This is a genomic window from Sphingorhabdus sp. M41, from assembly GCF_001586275.1.
Lineage (GTDB): Bacteria > Pseudomonadota > Alphaproteobacteria > Sphingomonadales > Sphingomonadaceae > Parasphingorhabdus.
This window is the reverse complement of record NZ_CP014545.1, coordinates 573219-593148: the sequence shown is the minus strand read 5'-3', so window position 1 is coordinate 593148 and position 19930 is coordinate 573219. Positions and strand designations below refer to the sequence as shown.

16 protein-coding genes are annotated in these 19930 nt (G+C 56.2%); 9 read left to right on the top strand and 7 right to left on the bottom strand.

What is annotated here, in order from left to right:
* Positions 1–8 precede the first annotated feature (8 nt).
* From AZE99_RS02905 to ispG, 4 genes are read right to left on the bottom strand one after another with little or no spacing between them, the layout of a single operon-like run.
* Positions 9–530, bottom strand: a complete 522-nt coding sequence (locus AZE99_RS02905; RefSeq protein WP_231862679.1) for a thioredoxin family protein — start codon at positions 528–530, stop codon at positions 9–11.
* Entirely contained in the window at positions 508–1398 is an 891-nt protein-coding gene (yghX, locus tag AZE99_RS02900; protein WP_067197942.1) for a YghX family hydrolase, read from the bottom strand. The genes AZE99_RS02905 and yghX overlap by 23 nt, the downstream gene beginning before the upstream one ends.
* 56 nt (positions 1399–1454) lie before the next feature.
* Entirely contained in the window at positions 1455–2336 is an 882-nt protein-coding gene (locus tag AZE99_RS02895) for a trypsin-like peptidase domain-containing protein (protein ID WP_082788210.1), read from the bottom strand.
* 9 nt (positions 2337–2345) lie between these two features.
* Positions 2346–3473: a flavodoxin-dependent (E)-4-hydroxy-3-methylbut-2-enyl-diphosphate synthase gene (gene ispG / locus AZE99_RS02890; protein ID WP_067197938.1), complete on the bottom strand. Its 1128-nt coding sequence runs from the start codon at positions 3471–3473 to the stop codon at positions 2346–2348.
* Between the two features lie 117 nt (positions 3474–3590).
* Between ispG and AZE99_RS02885 the strand changes: the two genes are divergently transcribed.
* The gene (locus tag AZE99_RS02885) at positions 3591–4256 is read left to right on the top strand and encodes an SDR family oxidoreductase (protein WP_067197937.1); all 666 of its coding nucleotides are present in this window, start codon (positions 3591–3593) and stop codon (positions 4254–4256) included.
* Between the two features lie 59 nt (positions 4257–4315).
* Positions 4316–5413 (top strand): isoaspartyl peptidase/L-asparaginase family protein, encoded by a 1098-nt coding sequence (locus AZE99_RS02880; protein WP_231862678.1) that lies wholly within the window; start codon positions 4316–4318, stop codon positions 5411–5413.
* Positions 5414–5738: 325 nt separating this feature from the next.
* Here AZE99_RS02880 and AZE99_RS02875 read toward each other — a convergent pair whose 3' ends face one another.
* On the bottom strand, positions 5739–6827 hold the full coding sequence (locus AZE99_RS02875; protein ID WP_156472075.1) for a helix-turn-helix transcriptional regulator: 1089 nt from the start codon (positions 6825–6827) through the stop codon (positions 5739–5741).
* Positions 6828–8136: 1309 nt separating this feature from the next.
* Here AZE99_RS02875 and AZE99_RS02865 point away from each other — a divergent pair.
* From AZE99_RS02865 to AZE99_RS02860, 3 genes are all read left to right on the top strand, one after another.
* A complete protein-coding gene (locus tag AZE99_RS02865; protein ID WP_067197930.1) occupies positions 8137–9660 on the top strand; it encodes an acyl-CoA carboxylase subunit beta in 1524 nt (507 codons plus the stop codon).
* A 349-nt stretch (positions 9661–10009) separates the two neighbouring features.
* A complete protein-coding gene (locus tag AZE99_RS15890) occupies positions 10010–10270 on the top strand; it encodes a hypothetical protein (protein ID WP_156472073.1) in 261 nt (86 codons plus the stop codon).
* A 75-nt stretch (positions 10271–10345) separates the two neighbouring features.
* Positions 10346–11890, top strand: a complete 1545-nt coding sequence (locus AZE99_RS02860; RefSeq protein ID WP_067197929.1) for a M20/M25/M40 family metallo-hydrolase — start codon at positions 10346–10348, stop codon at positions 11888–11890.
* A 33-nt stretch (positions 11891–11923) separates the two neighbouring features.
* Here the strand turns inward: AZE99_RS02860 and AZE99_RS02855 are convergent, their stop codons facing one another.
* Positions 11924–12832 (bottom strand): haloalkane dehalogenase, encoded by a 909-nt coding sequence (locus AZE99_RS02855; RefSeq protein WP_067197927.1) that lies wholly within the window; start codon positions 12830–12832, stop codon positions 11924–11926.
* A gap of 548 nt (positions 12833–13380) precedes the next feature.
* Between AZE99_RS02855 and AZE99_RS02850 the strand changes: the two genes are divergently transcribed.
* The 3 genes from AZE99_RS02850 to AZE99_RS16055 all read left to right on the top strand — a co-directional run bounded on the left by AZE99_RS02850 (position 13381) and on the right by AZE99_RS16055 (position 15119).
* The gene (locus AZE99_RS02850; protein ID WP_067197926.1) at positions 13381–14103 is read left to right on the top strand and encodes an outer membrane protein; all 723 of its coding nucleotides are present in this window, start codon (positions 13381–13383) and stop codon (positions 14101–14103) included.
* A 38-nt stretch (positions 14104–14141) separates the two neighbouring features.
* Positions 14142–14399: a hypothetical protein gene (locus AZE99_RS16225; protein ID WP_197460236.1), complete on the top strand. Its 258-nt coding sequence runs from the start codon at positions 14142–14144 to the stop codon at positions 14397–14399.
* Between the two features lie 63 nt (positions 14400–14462).
* Positions 14463–15119 (top strand): hypothetical protein, encoded by a 657-nt coding sequence (locus AZE99_RS16055; protein ID WP_156472072.1) that lies wholly within the window; start codon positions 14463–14465, stop codon positions 15117–15119.
* 629 nt (positions 15120–15748) lie between these two features.
* Here the strand turns inward: AZE99_RS16055 and AZE99_RS02835 are convergent.
* Positions 15749–17800 carry a S46 family peptidase gene (locus AZE99_RS02835; protein ID WP_067197921.1) on the bottom strand — a complete coding sequence of 684 codons (2052 nt, stop codon included), beginning with the start codon at positions 17798–17800 and terminating at the stop codon, positions 15749–15751.
* 615 nt (positions 17801–18415) lie between these two features.
* Between AZE99_RS02835 and AZE99_RS02825 the strand changes: the two genes are divergently transcribed.
* Entirely contained in the window at positions 18416–19870 is a 1455-nt protein-coding gene (locus tag AZE99_RS02825) for an MFS transporter (RefSeq protein ID WP_197460235.1), read from the top strand.
* Positions 19871–19930 lie beyond the last annotated feature (60 nt).

Below are 19930 nucleotides of genomic sequence, written 5' to 3'. Positions count from 1 at the left end.
CCTTCGCTTCAGGGTTCGATAGAAAATTGGTCGAAATAGGCGAAGATATCCTCTTCCTCCCGGCTCGCCGCATCGCGCCACTGCGGTGCCGATCTGCGGTTTAGCAAGGCCCCTTGCGGAGAAAGCACAAGCACGGTCGGCGTACCCTTGATCGCCTTGATCCCAAAGCGCTGCGCGATATTTATATTGCGATCCCTGTGCCCGACATCAACATAGACAATCTCATATTTGGCTGTGAGCATGTCGGCAAAACGAGGCTGCGAAAACCAGCCTGCCAGTCCGCGGCTGTCATGGCACCAGTTGGCGCCCATCACGAGAATGACGCGTTTTTCAGAGAGATCAGCCCGGGCGAGCGCCGCGTCGACCTCCGCTGCCGCATCTGCCCTTTCCTCAAACGGTCGCGCCTCGGGATGTCCAGCCACCGTTTTTTCGGCATGCACCACGTTCGGCGAGACCGCGGCAGCCACAGACACCAGCAGAAGCGGCATGAATCGCAACAGCATCCGGTCAACCACGCAAATGAGCTTCAAAAAAGGCCAGCGTCCGTTTCCATGAAAGGCTTGCCGCTTCCTCGTCATAGCGCGGTGTCGTATCATTGTGGAAACCGTGGTTCACATCGGGATAGAAATGCACGCTATATTCTTTCTGGTGCTCGGAAAGAGCCGCCTCATAAGCTGGCCAGCCGGCGTTGATCCGCTCGTCATTGCCTGCATGATGTATCATCAGCGGTGCCTCGATCGCCGGAACATCGGCGGCTTCGGGCTGGCGTCCGTAATAAGGCACCGACGCGGCAAGATCGGGATAGGCGACCGCCAGCGCATTGCACACGCCGCCGCCATAGCAGAAACCAACCGCGCCCACCTTGCCGGTCGATCTGTCATGATCGCGCAGAAATTCGAATGCGGCGAAAAAATCTTCCATCAGCTTGGCACCGTCCAGCGTGCGCTGCATCGTCCGCCCGTCATCGTCATTGCCGGGATAGCCGCCCAAGGGTGACAGACCGTCGGGCGTCAGCGCCAGATAGCCCGCCTTGGCCACCCGCCGCGCGACATCCTCGATATAGGGATTGAGCCCGCGATTCTCGTGGATCACCAGCACCGCCGGCAGCGTGCCTGTCGCTCCCGCCGGCCGGGCCATCAGCGCATTGATCTTGCCATGGCCTTCCGGACTGTCGTAGCTGATCCGCTCGGCCATGATCGCCGGATCATCCGGTTCGACCTGCGCCGCCCAGGCGTAATTGGGTTGCAGTTGGTCAAGGATCATCGCTCCGGTCACCCCGGCGGCGGCAAATTTCCCGGCCTGCCGGATGAAGTCCCGCTTCGAGATCAGACCATGCACATAGCCGTCAAAAATCTCGAGAATATGGGGGTGGAAGTCGCTTGCGCGTTTGCGGGTCATATCCGGCGATCCATTCCTAGGAATTTGCTAGCCTTATACATGGCTGGATTATTCTCCTATCTAATTTCACCACCTTGAATTCCTTTGGCTCCACCCGCCAGTATTTCTTGGATTACGGAAGCCTTCCATACACGGCCCAACTGAGCTTGGAATTCGTTGTCCTCTTCATTCAGGTCCACATCTATGATCCGACCCGAATATATTCCATAGAAACAATTAACTTCGCCTAACACCGCGTCACCACCGATAGAGTTTTGAGGTGGTGTTACGCCTCGTGGATATGTCAAACCGCTCCGACGAAGAAAAACCGGAGATCCTGACATTCCCCTTCTCGTAGCAGTGTCAAAAAGTGTTAGTGGCAGGTCGCTTATATTGAAGCTTGGTTCCGTCGCAATGGTCGCTCGCTTCCAAAGCGGAAAACCATGGCCACGATTTAGTGACAATGGAAAGCCAAGAACGAAAGCTTCATCTCCGACGGCAGGCTCGAAATCAAACCAATCAAGTTTGTTTATTGGATCCGTTGCAAGGCGAAGGGCACTGTGGTGAGCGAGAAACGTCGATAATGAATCATCACTAAGTTCAATAATTGCGACGTCCACCCTTTCAAAGTATTCAGGGTGCACAAGCCATTCCGGTGCGCCATTTTTATCAAATAGTGAGGCATTGGCCGCTCGGCGACCTGACATAGAACCTCCTGTTATTTCATCATCGGAGAATATCAGAGACCAGTTTATTGCGACGTGGTCAGGAACAAAACCTCCAATTGGTGTATTAGTGTCAAAATTCCAGCCAGTTAAACAATGGACATTGGTAACAAGATAAATCTTGTTATTTTCCTCCCATAAGAAACCAGTTGCATCGGCCGTGCTTTCTATACCTTCCCGGTTCAGATGAATCTGTACTGCCGCATTACTTTCTTTCCGAGAAACTGTTATCACTCCAGCACCTCAAGCTGCCTCGCTAAGCCCCGCCTCGATCTCCGCCGCCTTGGCCTCGACCAGCTTCACAATATGATCAACCATATCCGCATCCGCCACATGATGGTCGGTAACGCCGGAGAGATAGACCATATGCTTGCCCTTGCCGCCGCCGGTGATGCCGATATCGGTTTCGCGGGCCTCGCCCGGACCGTTGACAACGCAGCCAAGCACCGAAAGCGATAAGGGCGTGCGGATATGTTGCAGCCGTTCTTCCAGCTTCTGCACCGTGCGGATCACGTCAAAGCCCTGCCGCGCGCAGCTCGGGCAGCTGACCACCCGGACGCCACGCGTGCGCAGACCTAGCGCCTTGAGCATTTCATAGCCGACGCGCACTTCTTCTTCGGGTTCCGCCGACAGGCTCACGCGGATCGTGTCGCCAATCCCGGCCCAGAGCAGATTGCCCATGCCGATCGAGCTTTTCACCGTGCCGCCGATCAGGCCACCGGCCTCGGTAATGCCGAGATGCAGCGGGCAGTCCACCGCGTCGGCAAGCTGCGAATAGGCTGCGACGGCCAGAAATACGTCGGAGGCCTTCACCGCGACCTTGAACTCGTGAAAATCATGGTCCTGCAGTATCTTGATATGGTCGAGCGCGCTCTCGACCAGCGCCTCGGGACAGGGCTCGCCATATTTTTCAAGCAGGTCCTTTTCCAGACTGCCTGCGTTCACCCCAATGCGGATCGCGCAGCCATTGGACTTGGCCGCGTCAATGACCTCGCGCACCCGCGCTGAAGAGCCGATATTGCCCGGATTGATCCGCAGGCAGGCCGCGCCCGCCTCCGCGGCTTCGATCCCGCGCTTATAGTGGAAATGGATATCCGCGACGATCGGCACATTGCTGGCGCGGACAATCTGCTTCAGCGCAGCCGTGCTCTCGACATCGGGGCAGGATACGCGAATGATATCGACGCCAGCTTCCTCGCAGCGGCGGATCTGGTCAATCGTCGCCTTGGCATCGCTCGTCAGCGTATTGGTCATCGTCTGCACGGTAATCGGCGCATCGCCGCCGACCGGGACGTCACCGACCATGATCTGGCGGGACTTGCGCCGCTCGATATCGCGCCAGGGACGCAAGGACGAATTTTCAGCTGTCATCGGTTGAAACCTGCGGGACTGTTGCTCATGTAATCATATATAGCGGCTTCACCCCGCAGGTGCGAGGGGCGATTGGCCTTGTCGCGAAAAAACTGCACCAATCAAGAGGAAGTTCATATGCCAACCATCATCATCACCGGCGCCAATCGGGGACTTGGTCTCGAAATGGCCAGACAATATGCCGCGAACGGCTGGAACGTGATTGGTACCGCACGCGAACCGGACAAGGCAGAGGAACTGCAGGCGATCGACAAGGTTACGGTCATGCAGCTCGACGCGGCGGAGGACGCAAGCATCAGGAAATTTGCCGAACAGCTGGGCGATCAACCGGTTGACCTCTTCATCAACAATGCCGGCATCTACGGCCCGTCGGAATTTGACCGCAAGGGCTGGCTCGATCTGCTCAACATCAATGTAATTGGTCCAGTCGCGCTGGCGACCGCGCTTAAGGACAATGTCGCTCAATCCAAAGCCAGGAAAATGGTGGTCATCTCCAGCCAGGTTGGCAGCATCGCCGAAAATGACAGCGGCAACATGATATACTACCGGACCAGCAAGGCGGCGATAAACCAGGCATGGAACAGCCTGGCGCAGCAGTGGAAGGATGAAGGCCTGACTCTTGCGATGATGCACCCCGGCTGGGTCCAGACCGATATGGGCGGCGAGAATGCCGACTTGACGCCTGAGGAGAGTGTCGGGGGCATGCGGTCGGTCATCGACGGCCTGACCCAAGATCAAAATGGTAAATTTTATGACTATAGCGGGCGGGAAATTCCCTGGTAGACAAGCGGCTTGCGGCGGCTTCTTTTGGCATCTAGACCGATGATAAAAGGAGCCCGCCGATGTTCAGATTCACCCTTGCAGCAATAGTCATGCTTTGCGGGACAGGCACGGCGATGGCGCAGCCCGAAGAAGATTTTGGCGACAGCCGCTGGTCGATCGCCATTCACGGCGGTGCCGGCACCATCAACCGCGACAAGATCACAGCCGAACAGGACAGCGCCATTCGCGCGGCTCTGGGCTCCGCACTCGAGGCAGGCTCGAAAATATTGAAAGATGGCGGCAGTGCGATCGAGGCGATTACCGCGACCATCATCATTCTCGAAAATGACCCCAATTTCAATGCCGGCAAGGGCGCGGTCTTCACCTGGGACAAGACCAACGAACTCGACAGCAGTATCATGGATGGCAGCGACCTGTCGGCCGGCGCGGTCGCCGGGATCAACGGCACCAAAAACCCGATCTTGCTGGCCCGCGCGGTCAAGGACAACAGCCCGCACGTGATGCTGTCGGGCGAAGGCGCCAACCAGTTCAGCCGCGAACAGGGGCTGGAACAGGTGAACCCCGATTATTACGCCACGCCCTACCGGCTGGAGCAGATCGACAAGCTGCTCGCAAAAGAGGTCAGCGCCGCCGATGTCGACTATAAGTTCGGCACGGTCGGTGCGGTCGCCATGGACAAGGATGGCCATATGGCTGCAGGCACCTCGACCGGCGGCATGACCGGCAAGCGCTGGGGCCGGATCGGCGATAGTCCGATCATCGGTGCAGGCACCTATGCCGACGACCGCAGCTGCGCGATTTCGGCGACCGGATCGGGCGAATATTTCATCCGTCTCGGCGTCGCCCACGAAATCTGCGCCCGCATCCGGATGCGCTTCCCCGAAGCGATCAAGGAAGCGCAACGGGCGGTGCCGAAAGATGCCGACGGCAATGATACCTATGTCGTCCACGGCAGCGAATTCCAGCTGTCAGACGAGGAAATCCAGCAGATCGCTGATGACGTGATCGCCGAACTCGGGGATCTTGGCGGCGACGGCGGCATCATCTACGCGACGCCATGGGGTCAGGCTGGCTACAGCTTCAACACCGCCGGCATGTATCGCGGACGGGCAACCAGCGAGGGTGAGCAGAGCGTGGCGATCTATGGGGATGAGTGAGGCGGACAGCCGAGCAACAGCTTTGCAATACTAGAACGAGCATCCGCTGTGAAATAAAACGTGGGCATTTCAGCTATAATAGCTACCTTTTAGCAAGCGCCCCATTCGCTGTCGTTTCTCCGGATATTTTTCTTGCCTGAAACCTGCCGTTAAATCGAAAAGAGCATGAAGGCCCTATAATAGGCCGTTGGCGTAATGCCGGCTTTAACTCAGTTGGGAAAAGTAACAGAAATTTGACCATTGGGCGGTGCCTTCAACCCGATTACGTTCATCAAATGCAGTGGCATCTGCACCGCACTGCCGAGCTCAACCGCGCAATCATCTGTCACGACAGATCATGTTGGCGAACAGCATTCAGCAAATCCTCGCGTCGCTTATATCCTGTCTTTGCGAATATGGATTTGAGGTGCCAGCGCGCTGTTTCATAGCTGATCTGGGATTGCCTTGCGACGTCCCGAAGATCATCGTGATCAAGTAGCGCGTATATCAGCGCTTCCTCTTTCTTGCTCAGGCCGTTGACCTCAGCAAAGAAACCGGCGATTTCTGAAAACTCGTGACGCTCTAAAGATACAGTTAGCAAAATTCTGGACCTGTCCTGTGCTACCCAGCGTGCTGCATCAGGAATCGGAGCGAACTCCAGTACGAGTTCTTTAGAGTTGCTGTTATCCTGCCAAGGTGTTCGAAAAAAGAAGTATTGCCCGGACAAAGCCTTCCCGACAGCATAATGAAATGCTCTTTTTATCTTGGTTGAACTGCAACTTATTTTCCCCCGAGCACATGCAAACACATCTGAGCCATTTAACAAGGCGCTCGCTGTGTTCTCAAGTTCAGTCAGGTTCCAATCGGCATCGAGGAAACCGAAGCCCCCGCTTGCTTGATTTCTTTTGTGCGCCAAAATGCGCGTTAGCGAGATAGAATGGCGTAAAGCCTCGGTCAGATAGGGAATGACGGCGGACAGTCGCGCGGCGTCATCATTATCGAAAAATTCTTCCCTGAATCCGCGCTGGATACTGATGCCATGGCGTCCGATTGCCGGATCATCGCATAGCACGCCAAAACAGCTGTCCTTTACATCGCCGCCGATATTGATAGCTTCAAAATAATCGGTATGCGCTACTTCATGATTGCGCAAATAGCGTTGCCCCGGCACAGCCTGCCCTGGCTTGGTATCGCGTGACTGATGCCGACGAGGGTCGAGCGCGTTATAACCTTCATTATAGAGTTTCAGGATGTCAGGATCATGGCCGCACTGCAAGCCGTATTGATATGGACCCACCGCATCCCCGGTCAACCAAAGCGCTTTGTCGCCGCCAACCCAAACTGTTACATCGGATAGCAATTCTGCCCAATCGTAATTTCCGATACTCGCTTCACGGCACTTCGCCGCTAACAATGTTAGCTCGTCATCACCCACACACGCCCCTTTGCATTTACCCTAATCGATACTTGTTTGATTTCCAGTAAAACCGGATTGTCGGTAAATTGCGAGCAATAAAACATATTGTATTCACCAAAGCAAATTTTGCTTAAAACTTGTGTCAACCTGCCTCAGATTGCCTCAGATTGAGACAACACGAGGTTGTCCTGCATATTATTTACAATATTCTCGAAAACCCACCCAATTGGGTGGTGCGTCCAAGGGATACATCCTTTAGCCCGAGACATCGGAGCTGGATTGATTAAGTAATGCAATCAAAGGAACAAACAAACTTGCGACATGGTCGGTTATGATTTCCAGTTGTGGAGCGATTAATGACGCAGTGCGAACCAAAGAGTCATTACTATAACCAGTTCACCAAATTACAAGTTTTGCTTAGAAGTGACTAGTTTTTAAGCAAATAGAAGCCCCGCCGTTTGCGACCCGGGCGGGGCTTCATTATTTCCATGTTCCCTCATGTCGCCGCCCAATTTGCTCGGCTGAATGTCCGGTTAACTTAGTTCCCCGCCCGAATGTCGGTTCAGTTGAGCAGAGGCATTTGCATCCAAATTTTAACACCTTATGCTTCTGAACCTCGGGTTGATGATAGCCGCTCAAGATCAAAGCTATGATCAGAAGTTATTTGATTCAGAGTTCCATAATATCGCACAACGACTGCAAAGCGTTCTCGAAGTGCTCGACAAAATGCCTGTCTGTGCAATCGCCGCAATTCATGTTGATCAAACAATTCAAGCACTCACAAACAATAGTCAGAAGTAGACATTGAGCGCCGTAGTTTCCTTCTAACTCCATCGTTTTGACTAATCTTTTTGCTTCCAAGGTTGATGCCGTCGCAATGACTAATTGCCTGACGTCCGCCATTTCTACTTGGCCAGCTTATAGCGGATTGTCGCAAAACCACCCAGTAATTGACGTTCGAGCAAGTCTGCAGGGATTGTCTACTTTTAGAGCTGTTGCAGACGCAGATAAGCAAAAGCTGAATTGCGTTGAGGCTCGAGTACAGAGTCGAAAAATTTGCCGCTTCCCCTGCCTTAATCACTCGGTTAAACCCCTGCCATGATATCGCAACCGGCTACCATCTTATGATCCTGTCCTACATTGCTGGACCGCGCTATGTTAGCTGGATGACCGACATAACATCAGATTGTGTTATCGTGACTGCCTTCCCGAAAGTTTACACTAGGCGACCCCGCGCCGGCGCGCGATCCTCACTTTTCTGCCGCCTCCAGCCAAAAGTCACAGAAAATAATACCCTCCATAACTGTAAAGATGACCGGACCCAAATATGACATGGAAACCCGAACTCGAAGAACTGGCCGAGCGCCAGCGGCTGGCCGAAAAAATGGGCGGGGAGGAAAAAGTTTCTCGCCAGCATGGTCGCGGCAAGTTGGATGCGCGGGCCCGGATTGCCGGAATTGTCGATGAGGACAGTTTTCGCGAGATCGGCAAGATCGCCGGGCGCGGGACTTATGCCGAGGACGGGACATTCGAGGATTTTGCGCCGAGCAATCTGATTTTCGGTCGCGCCAATATTGAAGGGCGACCGGTTGTCGCTTCTGCCGACGACTTTACCGTGCGCGGCGGGGCGGCCGATGCCGCGCTGCACCGGAAATTCACTCAGTGCGAGAAAATGGCGCACACGCTCGGCATTCCGATGATCCGGATGATCGACGGCACCGGCGGTGGCGGATCGGTCAAGAGCCTCGAGGATATGGGCTTCACTTATGTTCCTGCCGTTCCGGGCTGGGAAGATATTATCAAGAATCAGGACACGGTTCCCGTGGTCGCACTGGCGCTCGGACCAACGGCGGGCATGGGTGCAGCGCGTACCGTCGCAAGCCATTATTCGATCATGGTGAAGGGTCTTTCGCAAATATTTGCCGCCGGTCCTGCCGTCGCCGCCGCGATTGGCGATGATCTCAGCAAGGAGCAATTAGGCGGCTCCGACATTCACACCACGAATGGCGTGGTCGACGAAGAGGTCGCCAGCGAAGCCGAGGCCTTTCTCACCGCGCGCAAATTCCTGTCCTACCTGCCGAGCAACGTGAACCAGCTGTCCGCACGCACCAAAAGCTGGGACCCCGTCGACCGCAAGGATGAGAGCCTGCTCTCCGCTGTACCCCGCGCCGACAAGCAGGTCTATTCGATGCGCAAGATCATGACATCGGTATTCGATGAAGGCTCGGTATTCGAAATGGGCAAGCGCTGGGGCCGCGCCGCGATCACCGCATTTGCCCGGCTCGACGGCTGGCCCGTCGCAGTGCTCGCCAATGATCCGTCCTTTCTCGGCGGATCATGGGAAGCCAAATCATCGGAAAAGGTCGAACGCTTCGCCAAGCTGGCCGAACAATTTCATCTGCCCGTCGTCCATCTGGTCGACAATCCCGGCTTCATGATCGGCGGCGAGGCGGAGCGCACCGGTACGATCCGCTATGGCGTGCAGGCAATGAACGCGGTCTATAAAGCGACTGTGCCTTGGGCCAGCGTCATCGTTCGTCGCGCCTACGGGATCGCCGGCAGCGCAATGAGCAACGCGGAAAATTTCCAATATCGCTTTGCCTGGCCAAGCGGTGACTGGGGATCGCTGCCAATCGCCGGAGGTCTGGAAGTCGCCTACAAGAGCGATATCGAAAGCGCCGCAGATCCGGCGGCGCGGCTGGCAGAGATCAAGGCGAAACTCGACAAGGTCACCTCACCCTTCCGCACAGCCGAGCAGTTCAGCGTCGAGGACATCATCGACCCGCGCGAAACACGACCGCTGTTATGCGAATTTGCCGATCTGGCTTGGCGAAGGCTGGGAGCGACTTGATCGCTTCGCTGGCTTGCGAGCGCGCCGGAGAACAGAATGAGCGGGAAAGCGGCAAAAAGGTTCAATGGCCGAGCAAGGCGCTGGGTTAACATTGTCCCTAAACCCTGTCGGTTAACCATTCGGCTCAAATTCGCCAACGGACTTCAAATTATTCCCGCTCAAATTCAGATGGTTAACCGTGGATGTGACGCTAATCACGGGGAAATGGCGAATTATTCCTATAAATTTTCAATGGATTGATTATCATTTCATCTACCAAAACAAACGGTTCATCGATGGTACAGCAACGAATTGCCATTTGATGCGAAGTTATTGAAGTAAGTTTGGCTCAATCAAGAAGGAAGAAACGATGTACTTATCTCCTAGATCATTCATCAATCAGCCTGCTCCAGCATTGGCCGAACAGGAACAAGAGCGTGGCTATCAGCCGCTTTATCATCTCGACATAGTTAACCGCTGCCCCGGTTGCGGTAAATCGCACTGGCACGTCGGTCGCTTCAGCGCCGAATGCGCCCATTGCGAGACCGCTCTACCGCTGGCTATGGTCGCCAGTCAACCGATGCAGCCGCGCTTCACCGAACATCTCAGCAAGACGGCGATGATGGCCTGACAGGCGGACGCTTGTTCACACTTGCGATAAGCATATTTTGCGGTCAGACTTGATCCCTGAAAAAGGGGAAAGTTCATGACCACAGATAACCGATATCTACCCATCGACCGCCGCCAGGCGCTGCGCGGAGCCGCCATGGCTGGCGCCGGCGCGATAATGATATCGCCCGGCATGGCTCTCTCCGCCGCTGCCGACAACGACATGACCGCGATCCGCAAGGCAGCCGAAGCGGGGCGCGACGCATCGATCAAGCGGATTCAGGACTGGATAAAACTCCCCTCGATCGCTGCGGAAGACCGCAATATGGCCGAAGGCGCGGATTATATGGCAGCGCTGGCCAAAGACGCCGGCTTCCAGCATGTCGAGATCGTGCCGACAGACGGTCATCCCGGCGTCTTCGCTACCCTCGATGCTGGCGCAAAGCGGACGCTGGGCATCTACTTCATGTATGACGTCAAACAATTTGACGCGTCCGAATGGTCCTCCCCGCCCCTGGCAGGCTCTATCGTCGACAGGCCCGGTTTCGGCAAGGCGATCATGGGGCGCGGAGCTGTGAACCAGAAAGGCCCGGAAGCAACCTTTCTGGCCGCGCTGCACGCCATCCGCGCAGCGGGTCGCAAGCTGCCGGTCAATATCGTGCTGATTTGCGAGGGCGAGGAAGAGATCGGCTCACCCCATTTCAAGCAGGTCGCGACCAAACCCAATGTGCTGGCTGCGCTCAAGAAATGCGAAGGCATATTCATCCCGGCGAGCTGGCAGGACAAGAATGGCAATGTCAGCGTCAATCTGGGCTCAAAGGGCATCGTCGAACTGGAACTTGTCGCGAGCGGCGAGAAATGGGGCCGCGGGCCCAAGGGCGACATTCATTCCAGCCTCAAGGCAATGGTCGACAGTCCCAGCTGGCGGCTGGTGCAGGCGCTGCAGACGTTGGTAACCCCTGACGGCAACACTCCGGCGATTGACGGATGGTTCGAAAATGTGCGGCCGCTGACCGCGCGCGAGAAGGCGCTGATCGCAGAGACCGCCCGCAATTCCGACGAAGCCCAGCGCAAGGCTATTTTGGGCGTCGAGACCTGGATCGACGACCTGCCGTTCGAACAGGCGCTCCAGCGGCTTGCGCAGGAACCCACGGTCAACATCGAAGGCCTGGTCGCTGGCTATACCGGACCCGGTGGCAAGACCGTCTTGCCGGGCATGGCCACCGCCAAGATCGATCTGCGCCTCGTCCCCAATCAGACTCGTGCTGAAGCCGAGACCAAATTGCGCGCCCATCTTGATGCCAACGGCTTCCCGGATATCGAGATCAGGGTCGGCGGCGGCTATGATCCGACCGAAACCGACGAAAACAGCCTGCTGATCCGCACCGAACTGGCCACCTATGAACGCGCGGGCATCACTGCGACGCTCAATCCGCGTCTTGCCGGGTCCTGGCCCGGAGCAACCTTCACAGCCCCGCCCGTGTCGATTCCGGCTGGCCATTTTGGCATGGGCCACGGCGCCGGCGCGCACGCGCCCGACGAATATTATGTGATCGAGTCGACCAATCCGAAGGTCGCCGGCCTGGTCGATGCGACCATGGGCTATGCTGACTTCCTGTATCAGCTGGCCGCGATCAAATAGGGGCCGGTGGTTGCCGTCCGTGGTGACCCACCATCAGATATCACCGAATGACTGCAGCGCAGCCGGAGCGACGATATCACCCCATTCCTGCACAAAATGCCCCGCTTCCTCGATCAGCAGCGGCTCGGGACAGCCCTTGATCAGGCCGTGCATCATCTTCATCACCGGCGGACCGAGCACGGGATCTGAACCGCCGATAGCCATGAAGCTGGGCCCGGACCATTCAGTGCTCCAGAAAGCGGCAGCCTGCTTGCTGACCGCGACTCCGTCCATATCCGGTTCGACCGGCACCAGAGCCGGAAATTTGCGCGCACCGGCCTGATAGCTGTCATCCGGATAGGGTGCATTATAGGCAGCCGTTTCCGCCTCGGACATCTCCGGCGTACCACGCGCGATAATCTGGCCGGCGTCAAACACCGGAACGGTCAGCGCATATTCTTTCCATGAATTGAAACCATCGCCCGCCCCGGTGCCCAGCCCCAAGGCGGTATTCATGATGATCAGCCGTGACAGTCGCGCCTTGAAATCGCCGTCCACCGGCAGAGTCAGCCCGATCAGTCCGCCCCAGTCCTGCACCACCAATGTGATATTGGTCAGATCCAGTCGCTCGACCAGAGCCAATATGTGATTGCGGTGAAAATCGAACGTATAGGTTGCGAGTTCTGTCGGTTTGTCGGACCGGCCAAAGCCGAAGAAATCCGGGCAGACGACCCGCGCACCGGTGGCTGTGAAATGCGGGATCATCTTGCGATAGAGGAACGACCAGCTCGGCTCTCCATGAAGGCACAGGAACGTGCGATCCGCGTCCGCAGGCCCGGTATCGACATAAGCGGCGCGCAAGCCTTCACAGCCGGGCAGGTTATCGACATAATGCACCGGAAAATCAAAGTCCGGGATGTCGGCGAAACGTTCATCGGGCGTGCGGACGGCGGCGATAGTCATGATCGGGTTCCTCTCAGCTTTTGATGGCAAAGCTGGCAGGGTGCAGCGAACCGGTCAAGGACCAACAGCGCTCCATTGAATGATCTGCGCCGCGCCACGAACATGATGAAATATCACAGCAAACTTTACAGTGTCCGGACCTTTTATTTTCTGCGACTTTTGCCCCAAACCCACGGAAAACAGAGAAATTTTCAGTATCAGGATCGTCCCGAGTGTAACCTTTAAAGCCGCTGGCAGAAAAGCGCCGGTAACAAGAAGGAGAGAAAGACGAAAGACTCATAGCGACGCGAAGCATATGCCCGAAGCGCCTCTGTAGGACAGCAGCTATCGATCAATGGCACAGATCGAACTGTGATATTTTTGCATCGGGCGCAATATTAGTAGCGCTAATTCGATTTCCGATGGAACGCTCTGCCTCTCTGGCCGTTCCCTTGGTTCATCGATCAATCGCACCCCCAATTTAGCGGCTGATCGAAGAGAAGCCCGCAAGGATAGCGGGCATAGTCCGGAACAATCATGTTCCCTGTTTTGTTAGTTGGAGTAAAATAATGAAGTCCCGTGTAATCACCCCCCTCATCCTATGTTCTATCGCTGGCGCTTTCGCCGCACCGGCAGCCGCACAGTCAAACTCGGCGTTCACCGGCCCGCGCGCTGAAATCATCGGCGGCTATGACACGCTCCGTTCCGGCAGCGATGTCGATGTCGACACCGACAATGACGGCATTTTCGAAAATAACACGCTCGACCAGTCGGTCGACGGCTTCGCTTATGGCGTCGCGCTCGGCTATGACATCGATGCGGGTCCAGTGGTCTTCGGTATCGAAGGCGAATATATGGATTCGACCGGCCGTCAGGAAGGCGATGAAAGCGTCAACGCACCGTTTGGCTATCGCATCAACCTGAAGCGCGACCTCTATATCGGCGCGCGTATCGGTGCCAAGGTCACCCCGACCACCCTGCTTTATGCCAAGGGCGGCTACACCAACACCGCAGTCGAATCCCGCTTCCAGGACCGTGCTGAAGCCGATGGCGTCGATCTCAACTTCGACGACAGCCAGCAGGTTGACGGCTATCGCCTCGGTGCCGGTGTCGAACAGCTGATCGGAACCGGCGGATCCGGCAACGGTTCCGGCGCGTTCGTCAAACTCGAGTACCGCTATTCGAACTATAGCTCGCTCAAATATAACGACACATTGTTCAACGATAACAATGAAATCGGCGTCGACCTCGACCGCCACCAGGTCGTCGCGGGCGTCGGTTTCCGCTTTTAAGCCGGAGCTAGTCTAGCAACAGAAGGGCGCGCCGTTCGATGAACGGCGCTCCCTTTTTGTTGGTTTGGGGTCGGGCACACATGACAGTTTTTTTCAGGAAATTAGTGCATTTAGTATGCTGGCACCGTAATTTGAGTGAAACACAGCGGGGCAGCAAGCAGGCGCAGCCAGAACTCGGGATACAGTTTGAAGATGGCAAAGGCGTGGATCGCGATTTAGCATGGCACGGAAGGGCGGACTATTCCGGTGAATTCAGGGCCGGGGCCGGTTGGGTTGATTGGGGCGAAGAATTGTAAAATGAAGGTTAGAAGGCAGGCTACGAAGAGGAAGAGTGAGCCAAAGCCTGAGAGGAGGGCAGCATGTATATAGCTAATTGTCGTTCTAGTTTCTCCATATTTGTCATAGGATTGCCGTTGGGTGGATGTTCGTCTTGTGCTGAACTGAAAGAAGATCAAAACGATACAATTTCCAACAAGGTTATTGGCAAGAAAAACAATAGCTCATCGGTTGACTGGGATCGATATGACGCAGCGCTTTATCGGAGACTAGCTCCACCAAGCTGGAGCCCACGAAATCCCGAATCTTCCGAACAAAATGCGGCAAGAGGCTTAATGGGTTTCATCGTTGATACCGGAATGGGGTCTGAGCGGAGCGGGCGAGTCATCAGCGGAGGCATAACGCTTAATGGGTCCTATGAAAGTATAGCGAGTCATTGGGGTTTTAGTCCTGAAGTGATGGCGAACGGGCAGAAGAAATATGCTGATGTCGCGCAAAGATATCCGGATGTAGACGGATTCGACAAGGCAGTTGTTTCAGAACCAATAGGGTACAATATCAAAACCGGCATAGATCGACGATTATTATCCTATGTAAATCATAAGCATGGCATTTACTGCCGTTCCTATAATCCCGGCAGAACGCGTTGCGTTTGGGGTGATGAGACGGTGCGATATATGCTGAACTTTAACTCGCTCGATACCGTGGAAGCATTAAATTACTTATCGAAATTACCGTGACAGTTGCAACAATTCCCAATCTGGAATTACGGAGGCAATTTACTAGTTTCTCCCAGCAACAGCGAAATCGGAGCGTTTCCCGCTGTGTCATCGCCCTCCGCCCCCCTCACCCCTAAGGGAGAGGGTAAAAAAAGGGGAGCGCAATCGCACTCCCCTCTCCTAAATTCAGCCAGATAGTAGCGGCTCAATTCACCGCGTCATCCTCGCGAAACGTATCACCTCATTCCCCGGGTACCGGAAACCCGCGATTCTTGAGGATATATTTAACCTCCGGACGGCATTTTCGAAAATAACACGCTCGATCAGTCGGTCGACGGCTATCGCCTCGGTGCCGGTGTCGAGCAGCTGATCGGAACCGGCGGATCCGGCAACGGTTCCGGCGCGTTCGTCAAACTCGAGTACCGCTATTCGAACTATAGCTCGCTCAAATATAACGACACATTGTTCAACGATAACAATGAAATCGGCGTCGACCTCGACCGCCACCAGGTCGTCGCGGGCGTCGGTTTCCGCTTTTAAGCCGGAGCCAGCCTAGTACCAGAGGGGCGCGCCGTTCGATGAACGGCGCGCCTTTTTTGAGTTTCAATAGGATAGACGTGCCGGGGATTGTCCACCATCCATACCGGCGCCTATTTCCCCGCCAGTTCCTTCACCAGATTCGGAGCCGGATAGATCGTCTCCAGCGCCTCCTGCACCGCCGCCACGGATACCGAGACGGTCCGATTGAGCGCAGGATCATATCCATAATTTCCGCCCAGCGAATGGATATTTCCGTCAAACGCCGCGCCGATCACCGTGCCAGCCTTGTCGATCACTGGCGAACCGGAATTGCCGCCGATAATATCGTTGGTCGAGACGAAGTCATAGGTGATCGAGGGATCGATCTTGTCCTTGTTGGCGACGAAAGCGGGCGCGAGATCGAAAGGTTCGTTGCCGGTGGCACGGTCGAACGTGCCGCCGAGGGTCGTCGCTATCGGCACCTGGTTGCCTCGCTCCATCCAGCCTTTGACCTGACCATAGCTGATCCGCAGCGTGAATGTCGCGTCGGGGTATAGCTTGTCCCCATAGGCCGCGAAACGCGCGTCGGCGAGCTTCGCACCGGCGTTGGTCAATGGACCGGCATAATTTTCATCAATCTGCTGCTTGAGCTCGCGCTGGCGCGCTTCCAGCTTGCGCGCGTAGAGGATCATCGGATCGTCCGACGCCTCGATCGCGGCGAGGCCTCCGTCCCACAATTTCTGACGCATCTTGGGATCCGCCAGTCCGGTGCCGGCAACCAGTCGCTCGGCCAGCTGTTCAGGACTTTCCTTGCCGAGCAGCAGCTTGGTATCAGAATCGTCTGGCCCCAGATATTCCCGCGCTTTCGACAGGCTCCAGCCGAACTTCAGTTCGTCGAGCCATGGGTAGATCGGCCGCTCATCGAGCAGGCGTTTCTTGGTCAGCGGAAGCGCACTGTCAGTAAAACCCGGCAGCCGCTCGGCGTTGGGTTTTGCGCTTTCTATCGCCGCCAGCACCAGAACTTGTGCATAATTGTAAAGATCGCCAGTTGGATCGGTGAAACGTGCAGGCAGATAATAAGAGCGATAAGCCTGCATCGCCGCGTCCACATCCGCCCACGGATCGCCGATGGCGTCATTACCCGCGCTCTTCGCTTTCAGGTCGGCTTCGGCCTTGGCAAGCTTTGCCGTAAAGGCGGGATCGTTCAGCGCCTTGGTCCGACCAATATAGACTTTGAGCGAATTTTCGATTCCGCCCAGCAAGTCGAGACCCTCGCGGTTTTTCTCCGGGCTTTCCTCCATCGCTCGGATCAGTCGCCCGCGCAGTTCCGACATCGTAGCCACGGTCACCGGCAGACGCACTTCGCGTTCAAAGGCGAGCTGGCTTTGCGTGTAGAGCCGCGACGTTGAACCGGGATTGCCGACCACGAAGGTCAGTTCGCCTTCCTTCGGCGCTCGCGGATTCCACTTCAGATGGGCAGGAGTGGCGACCGGCTTGCCATTTTCATAGGCCCGCAAAAATGACGCATCGAGCGAATAGCGGGGAAAATTGAAATTGTCCGGGTCGCCGCCGAATGTTGCCGCGCGGTCCTCTGGCGACCAGGCCAGCCGCACATCGGAATATTTCCGGTAGCTATAGAGTTTATACTGGCCGCCGCCGAACAGGGTTACGACCTGGCATCTTGTAGTATCCGTATCGGGGCAACCGGCGCTCTCGATAGCCGCGATCTTTGCGTCCCGCGCCTTGGTCAGCGCCTCGCCGCTAAGATTGCCAATGGCGGCTGTGATATCGGCGGTTACATCGGAGATCATGGTCACCACCTCGGCTTGCTGCCCGGCGCATTTCTTTTCTTCAGCCCGGTTTCCGGCGGTAAAGCCGTTTTTCAGGAAGTCGTTATCATCGTCTGAATTTTGATAGAGACAGCTTGCGACGCAATGATGATTGGTCAGAATAAGGCCCTGGCTAGACACGAAGCTGGCGGAACATCCTCCAGTGAGGCGAACCGACGCGGCCTGCACGCGGTCCAGCCAGGCCTTGTCAGGTGCCCAGCCATAGGCCTCACGCATTTGCTCCGTCGGAAAGGCGCCGAAGGTCCACATGCCCTCTTCAGCATAAGCGGGCGATGCCGCGGCGCCGAAAAGGCAAATCATGCCGGTAGCGAGATAAACCGAACGTTGGGTCATGAGGACTTGTCTCCTTTTTATGTTCAGAACCGGGGGCTTTGACCAACTGTCCGAACTGCCAATATGCATTCCTTCGTCGCTTCGAAATTCATTCCAAAAGGTAGGATGAGTTTAGCATGACGCGGCGAGTCTACAACGGAATTACCATATCAATTGCGACAATCTCCAACAAAAAAGGGGAGCGCGATCGCACTCCCCTTTCTTAGTTCATTCAGGCAAGGGCGGCCTATTTTGCCGCACTATCCTCACTATGCTTATCGCCTCATTCACCCGGTACCGGGAAGCCACCCTTCTCGAGGATATATTTAACCTCCGGATCGCGACCGCGGAATTTGCGGTCGGTTTCATTGCCGGTTGCCAGCAAGATCGAGCGGAAGCGCTCTGCGGTTTTCGCATCCCGCGGGTTGTCTGCTTCCTCGAAAGCCGCCCAGGTGCCCGCAACTATTTCCCCGCCCGGTCCCTGACCAAATTCGGCCCGAGATCAAAGGGTTCATGACCGGTCGCGCGGTCAAACGCGCCGCAGAAGGTGGTTGCGACCGGCACCCTGAATGCCGCGCATATAATATCATAATTTCGATAGCTTCAGACGCCCTGTTGTGCGACGCTGACATCAGTGTGAATAAGCAAGAACCCACCTCCCTGCACCTGACCCTTCCCAACCGGCTGTCCTATGGCCTTGGCGGGGCGGTTTATGCGGTGAAGGAAGCGGCCTATGTCATGTTCGTGCTGCTGTTCTACACGCAGGTGCTCGGGCTGAGCGGGACGGCGACGGGGATTGTTCTGGCGCTCAGCCTAGTCTGGGACGCGGTGTCCGATCCGATGGTCGGCAGCTGGTCCGACCGGTTTAAAAGCCGCTGGGGAAGGCGGCATCCGTTTATGATTTTCAGCACCGTGCCAATGGGGCTCGGCTTTATCGCGCTGTTTGCGCCGCCCGATTTCGTTCTGGACAGCGAGCTATCGCTGGCGGGGTGGCTTCTGGGCTGTTCGCTATGGATCCGCACCGCGCTGACCTTTTTCTCGATCCCGCATTATACGCTGGTCGCCGAAATCACCCAGGATTATCACGACCGCAGCGCGCTGATGGGACAGCGTACGGCGTTCCTGTTTCTCACCACGCTGCTGCTGCCGTCGGCCTGTCTCTATTTTCTGTTCGACGAGGGTGCGGGCGGCGATGGCCGGTTTATTGCCAGCAATTATGTGACCTATGGATGGCTGTCAGCGCTGTTCGTCTGGATCACCGCGACGGCGTGCATCGCCGGCACCTGGAAATTTATCGGCCATACCAGGGTCGATCCCGCCCGCGCGCCGTCGACACCCGGTTTTGCCGGACTGTGGCGCGATTTTCTCTCCACATTCCAGAACCGCAATTTCCGCAATGTGCTCGGCTATGATCTGGGCGCGACCGCGTCTTATGGCATCACCATCGCGCTCAACGTCATTTTCTGGACCTATTTCTGGGAACTGGGGGCAACCGAGATGGGAGTGCTGCTCGGCCTGTCCGTAGTGATCGCAGTGCCAATTGCGATGGTCTTTCTGAAGACGGCCGGCCGACGGATGCCGAAGCATGACATTGTCAAATGGGCGGTCGTGGTGATGCTGCTCGACCTGTCCTGGCCCTATTTTCTGCGTTGGTTCGACCTGATCCCGGACAATGGTGATCCGGTGATCTTCGGGATCCTAGTCGTCCAGAATGCGGTCTTCATGAGCTTCTTCATATTGCGGATCGTGGCCATCGCGTCGTTGACCGCCGACCTGACCGACGAGCACGAAGCCGAAACCGGGCTGCGGCAAGAGGGCGGTTTCTATGCCGTGCTGCAGTTCACGACCAAACTTGGTGGCGCGGTCGGGCCACTTTACGGCGGCTTTGCGCTCGACATGGTCGGGCTGGAGGAAGGCATGCGGCCGGGATCGGTCGAGCAGTCAACACTCGACGCGCTGGTCTTGATCGGCGCCGCCGCCATCGTGCCGTTGATGCTGGTGGCGTTTGTCTTCACCTTCCGCTTCTCGATGACCGAGGAACGGTTGCTGCAAATCCAGGAACTGATCGCGCGGCGGCGACGGAACGAATGAAAAAGGGGAGCGCAATCGCACTCCCCTTTTCAAACTTCATCCTGACAACAGCGGCCTATT

What these genes read in the sequence shown, in the direction of transcription:
- yghX (WP_067197942.1), bottom strand. Translation starts at nt 1,398, where the DNA reads ATGACCCGCAAACGCGCAAGCGACTTCCACCCCCATATTCTCGAGATT.
- ispG (WP_067197938.1), bottom strand. Translation starts at nt 3,473, where the DNA reads ATGACAGCTGAAAATTCGTCCTTGCGTCCCTGGCGCGATATCGAGCGG.
- AZE99_RS02885 (WP_067197937.1), top strand. Translation starts at nt 3,591, where the DNA reads ATGCCAACCATCATCATCACCGGCGCCAATCGGGGACTTGGTCTCGAA.
- AZE99_RS02880 (WP_231862678.1), top strand. Translation starts at nt 4,316, where the DNA reads ATGTTCAGATTCACCCTTGCAGCAATAGTCATGCTTTGCGGGACAGGC.
- AZE99_RS02865 (WP_067197930.1), top strand. Translation starts at nt 8,137, where the DNA reads ATGACATGGAAACCCGAACTCGAAGAACTGGCCGAGCGCCAGCGGCTG.
- AZE99_RS15890 (WP_156472073.1), top strand. Translation starts at nt 10,010, where the DNA reads ATGTACTTATCTCCTAGATCATTCATCAATCAGCCTGCTCCAGCATTG.
- AZE99_RS02860 (WP_067197929.1), top strand. Translation starts at nt 10,346, where the DNA reads ATGACCACAGATAACCGATATCTACCCATCGACCGCCGCCAGGCGCTG.
- AZE99_RS02855 (WP_067197927.1), bottom strand. Translation starts at nt 12,832, where the DNA reads ATGACTATCGCCGCCGTCCGCACGCCCGATGAACGTTTCGCCGACATC.
- AZE99_RS02850 (WP_067197926.1), top strand. Translation starts at nt 13,381, where the DNA reads ATGAAGTCCCGTGTAATCACCCCCCTCATCCTATGTTCTATCGCTGGC.
- AZE99_RS16225 (WP_197460236.1), top strand. Translation starts at nt 14,142, where the DNA reads ATGAACGGCGCTCCCTTTTTGTTGGTTTGGGGTCGGGCACACATGACA.
- AZE99_RS16055 (WP_156472072.1), top strand. Translation starts at nt 14,463, where the DNA reads ATGTATATAGCTAATTGTCGTTCTAGTTTCTCCATATTTGTCATAGGA.
- AZE99_RS02835 (WP_067197921.1), bottom strand. Translation starts at nt 17,800, where the DNA reads ATGACCCAACGTTCGGTTTATCTCGCTACCGGCATGATTTGCCTTTTC.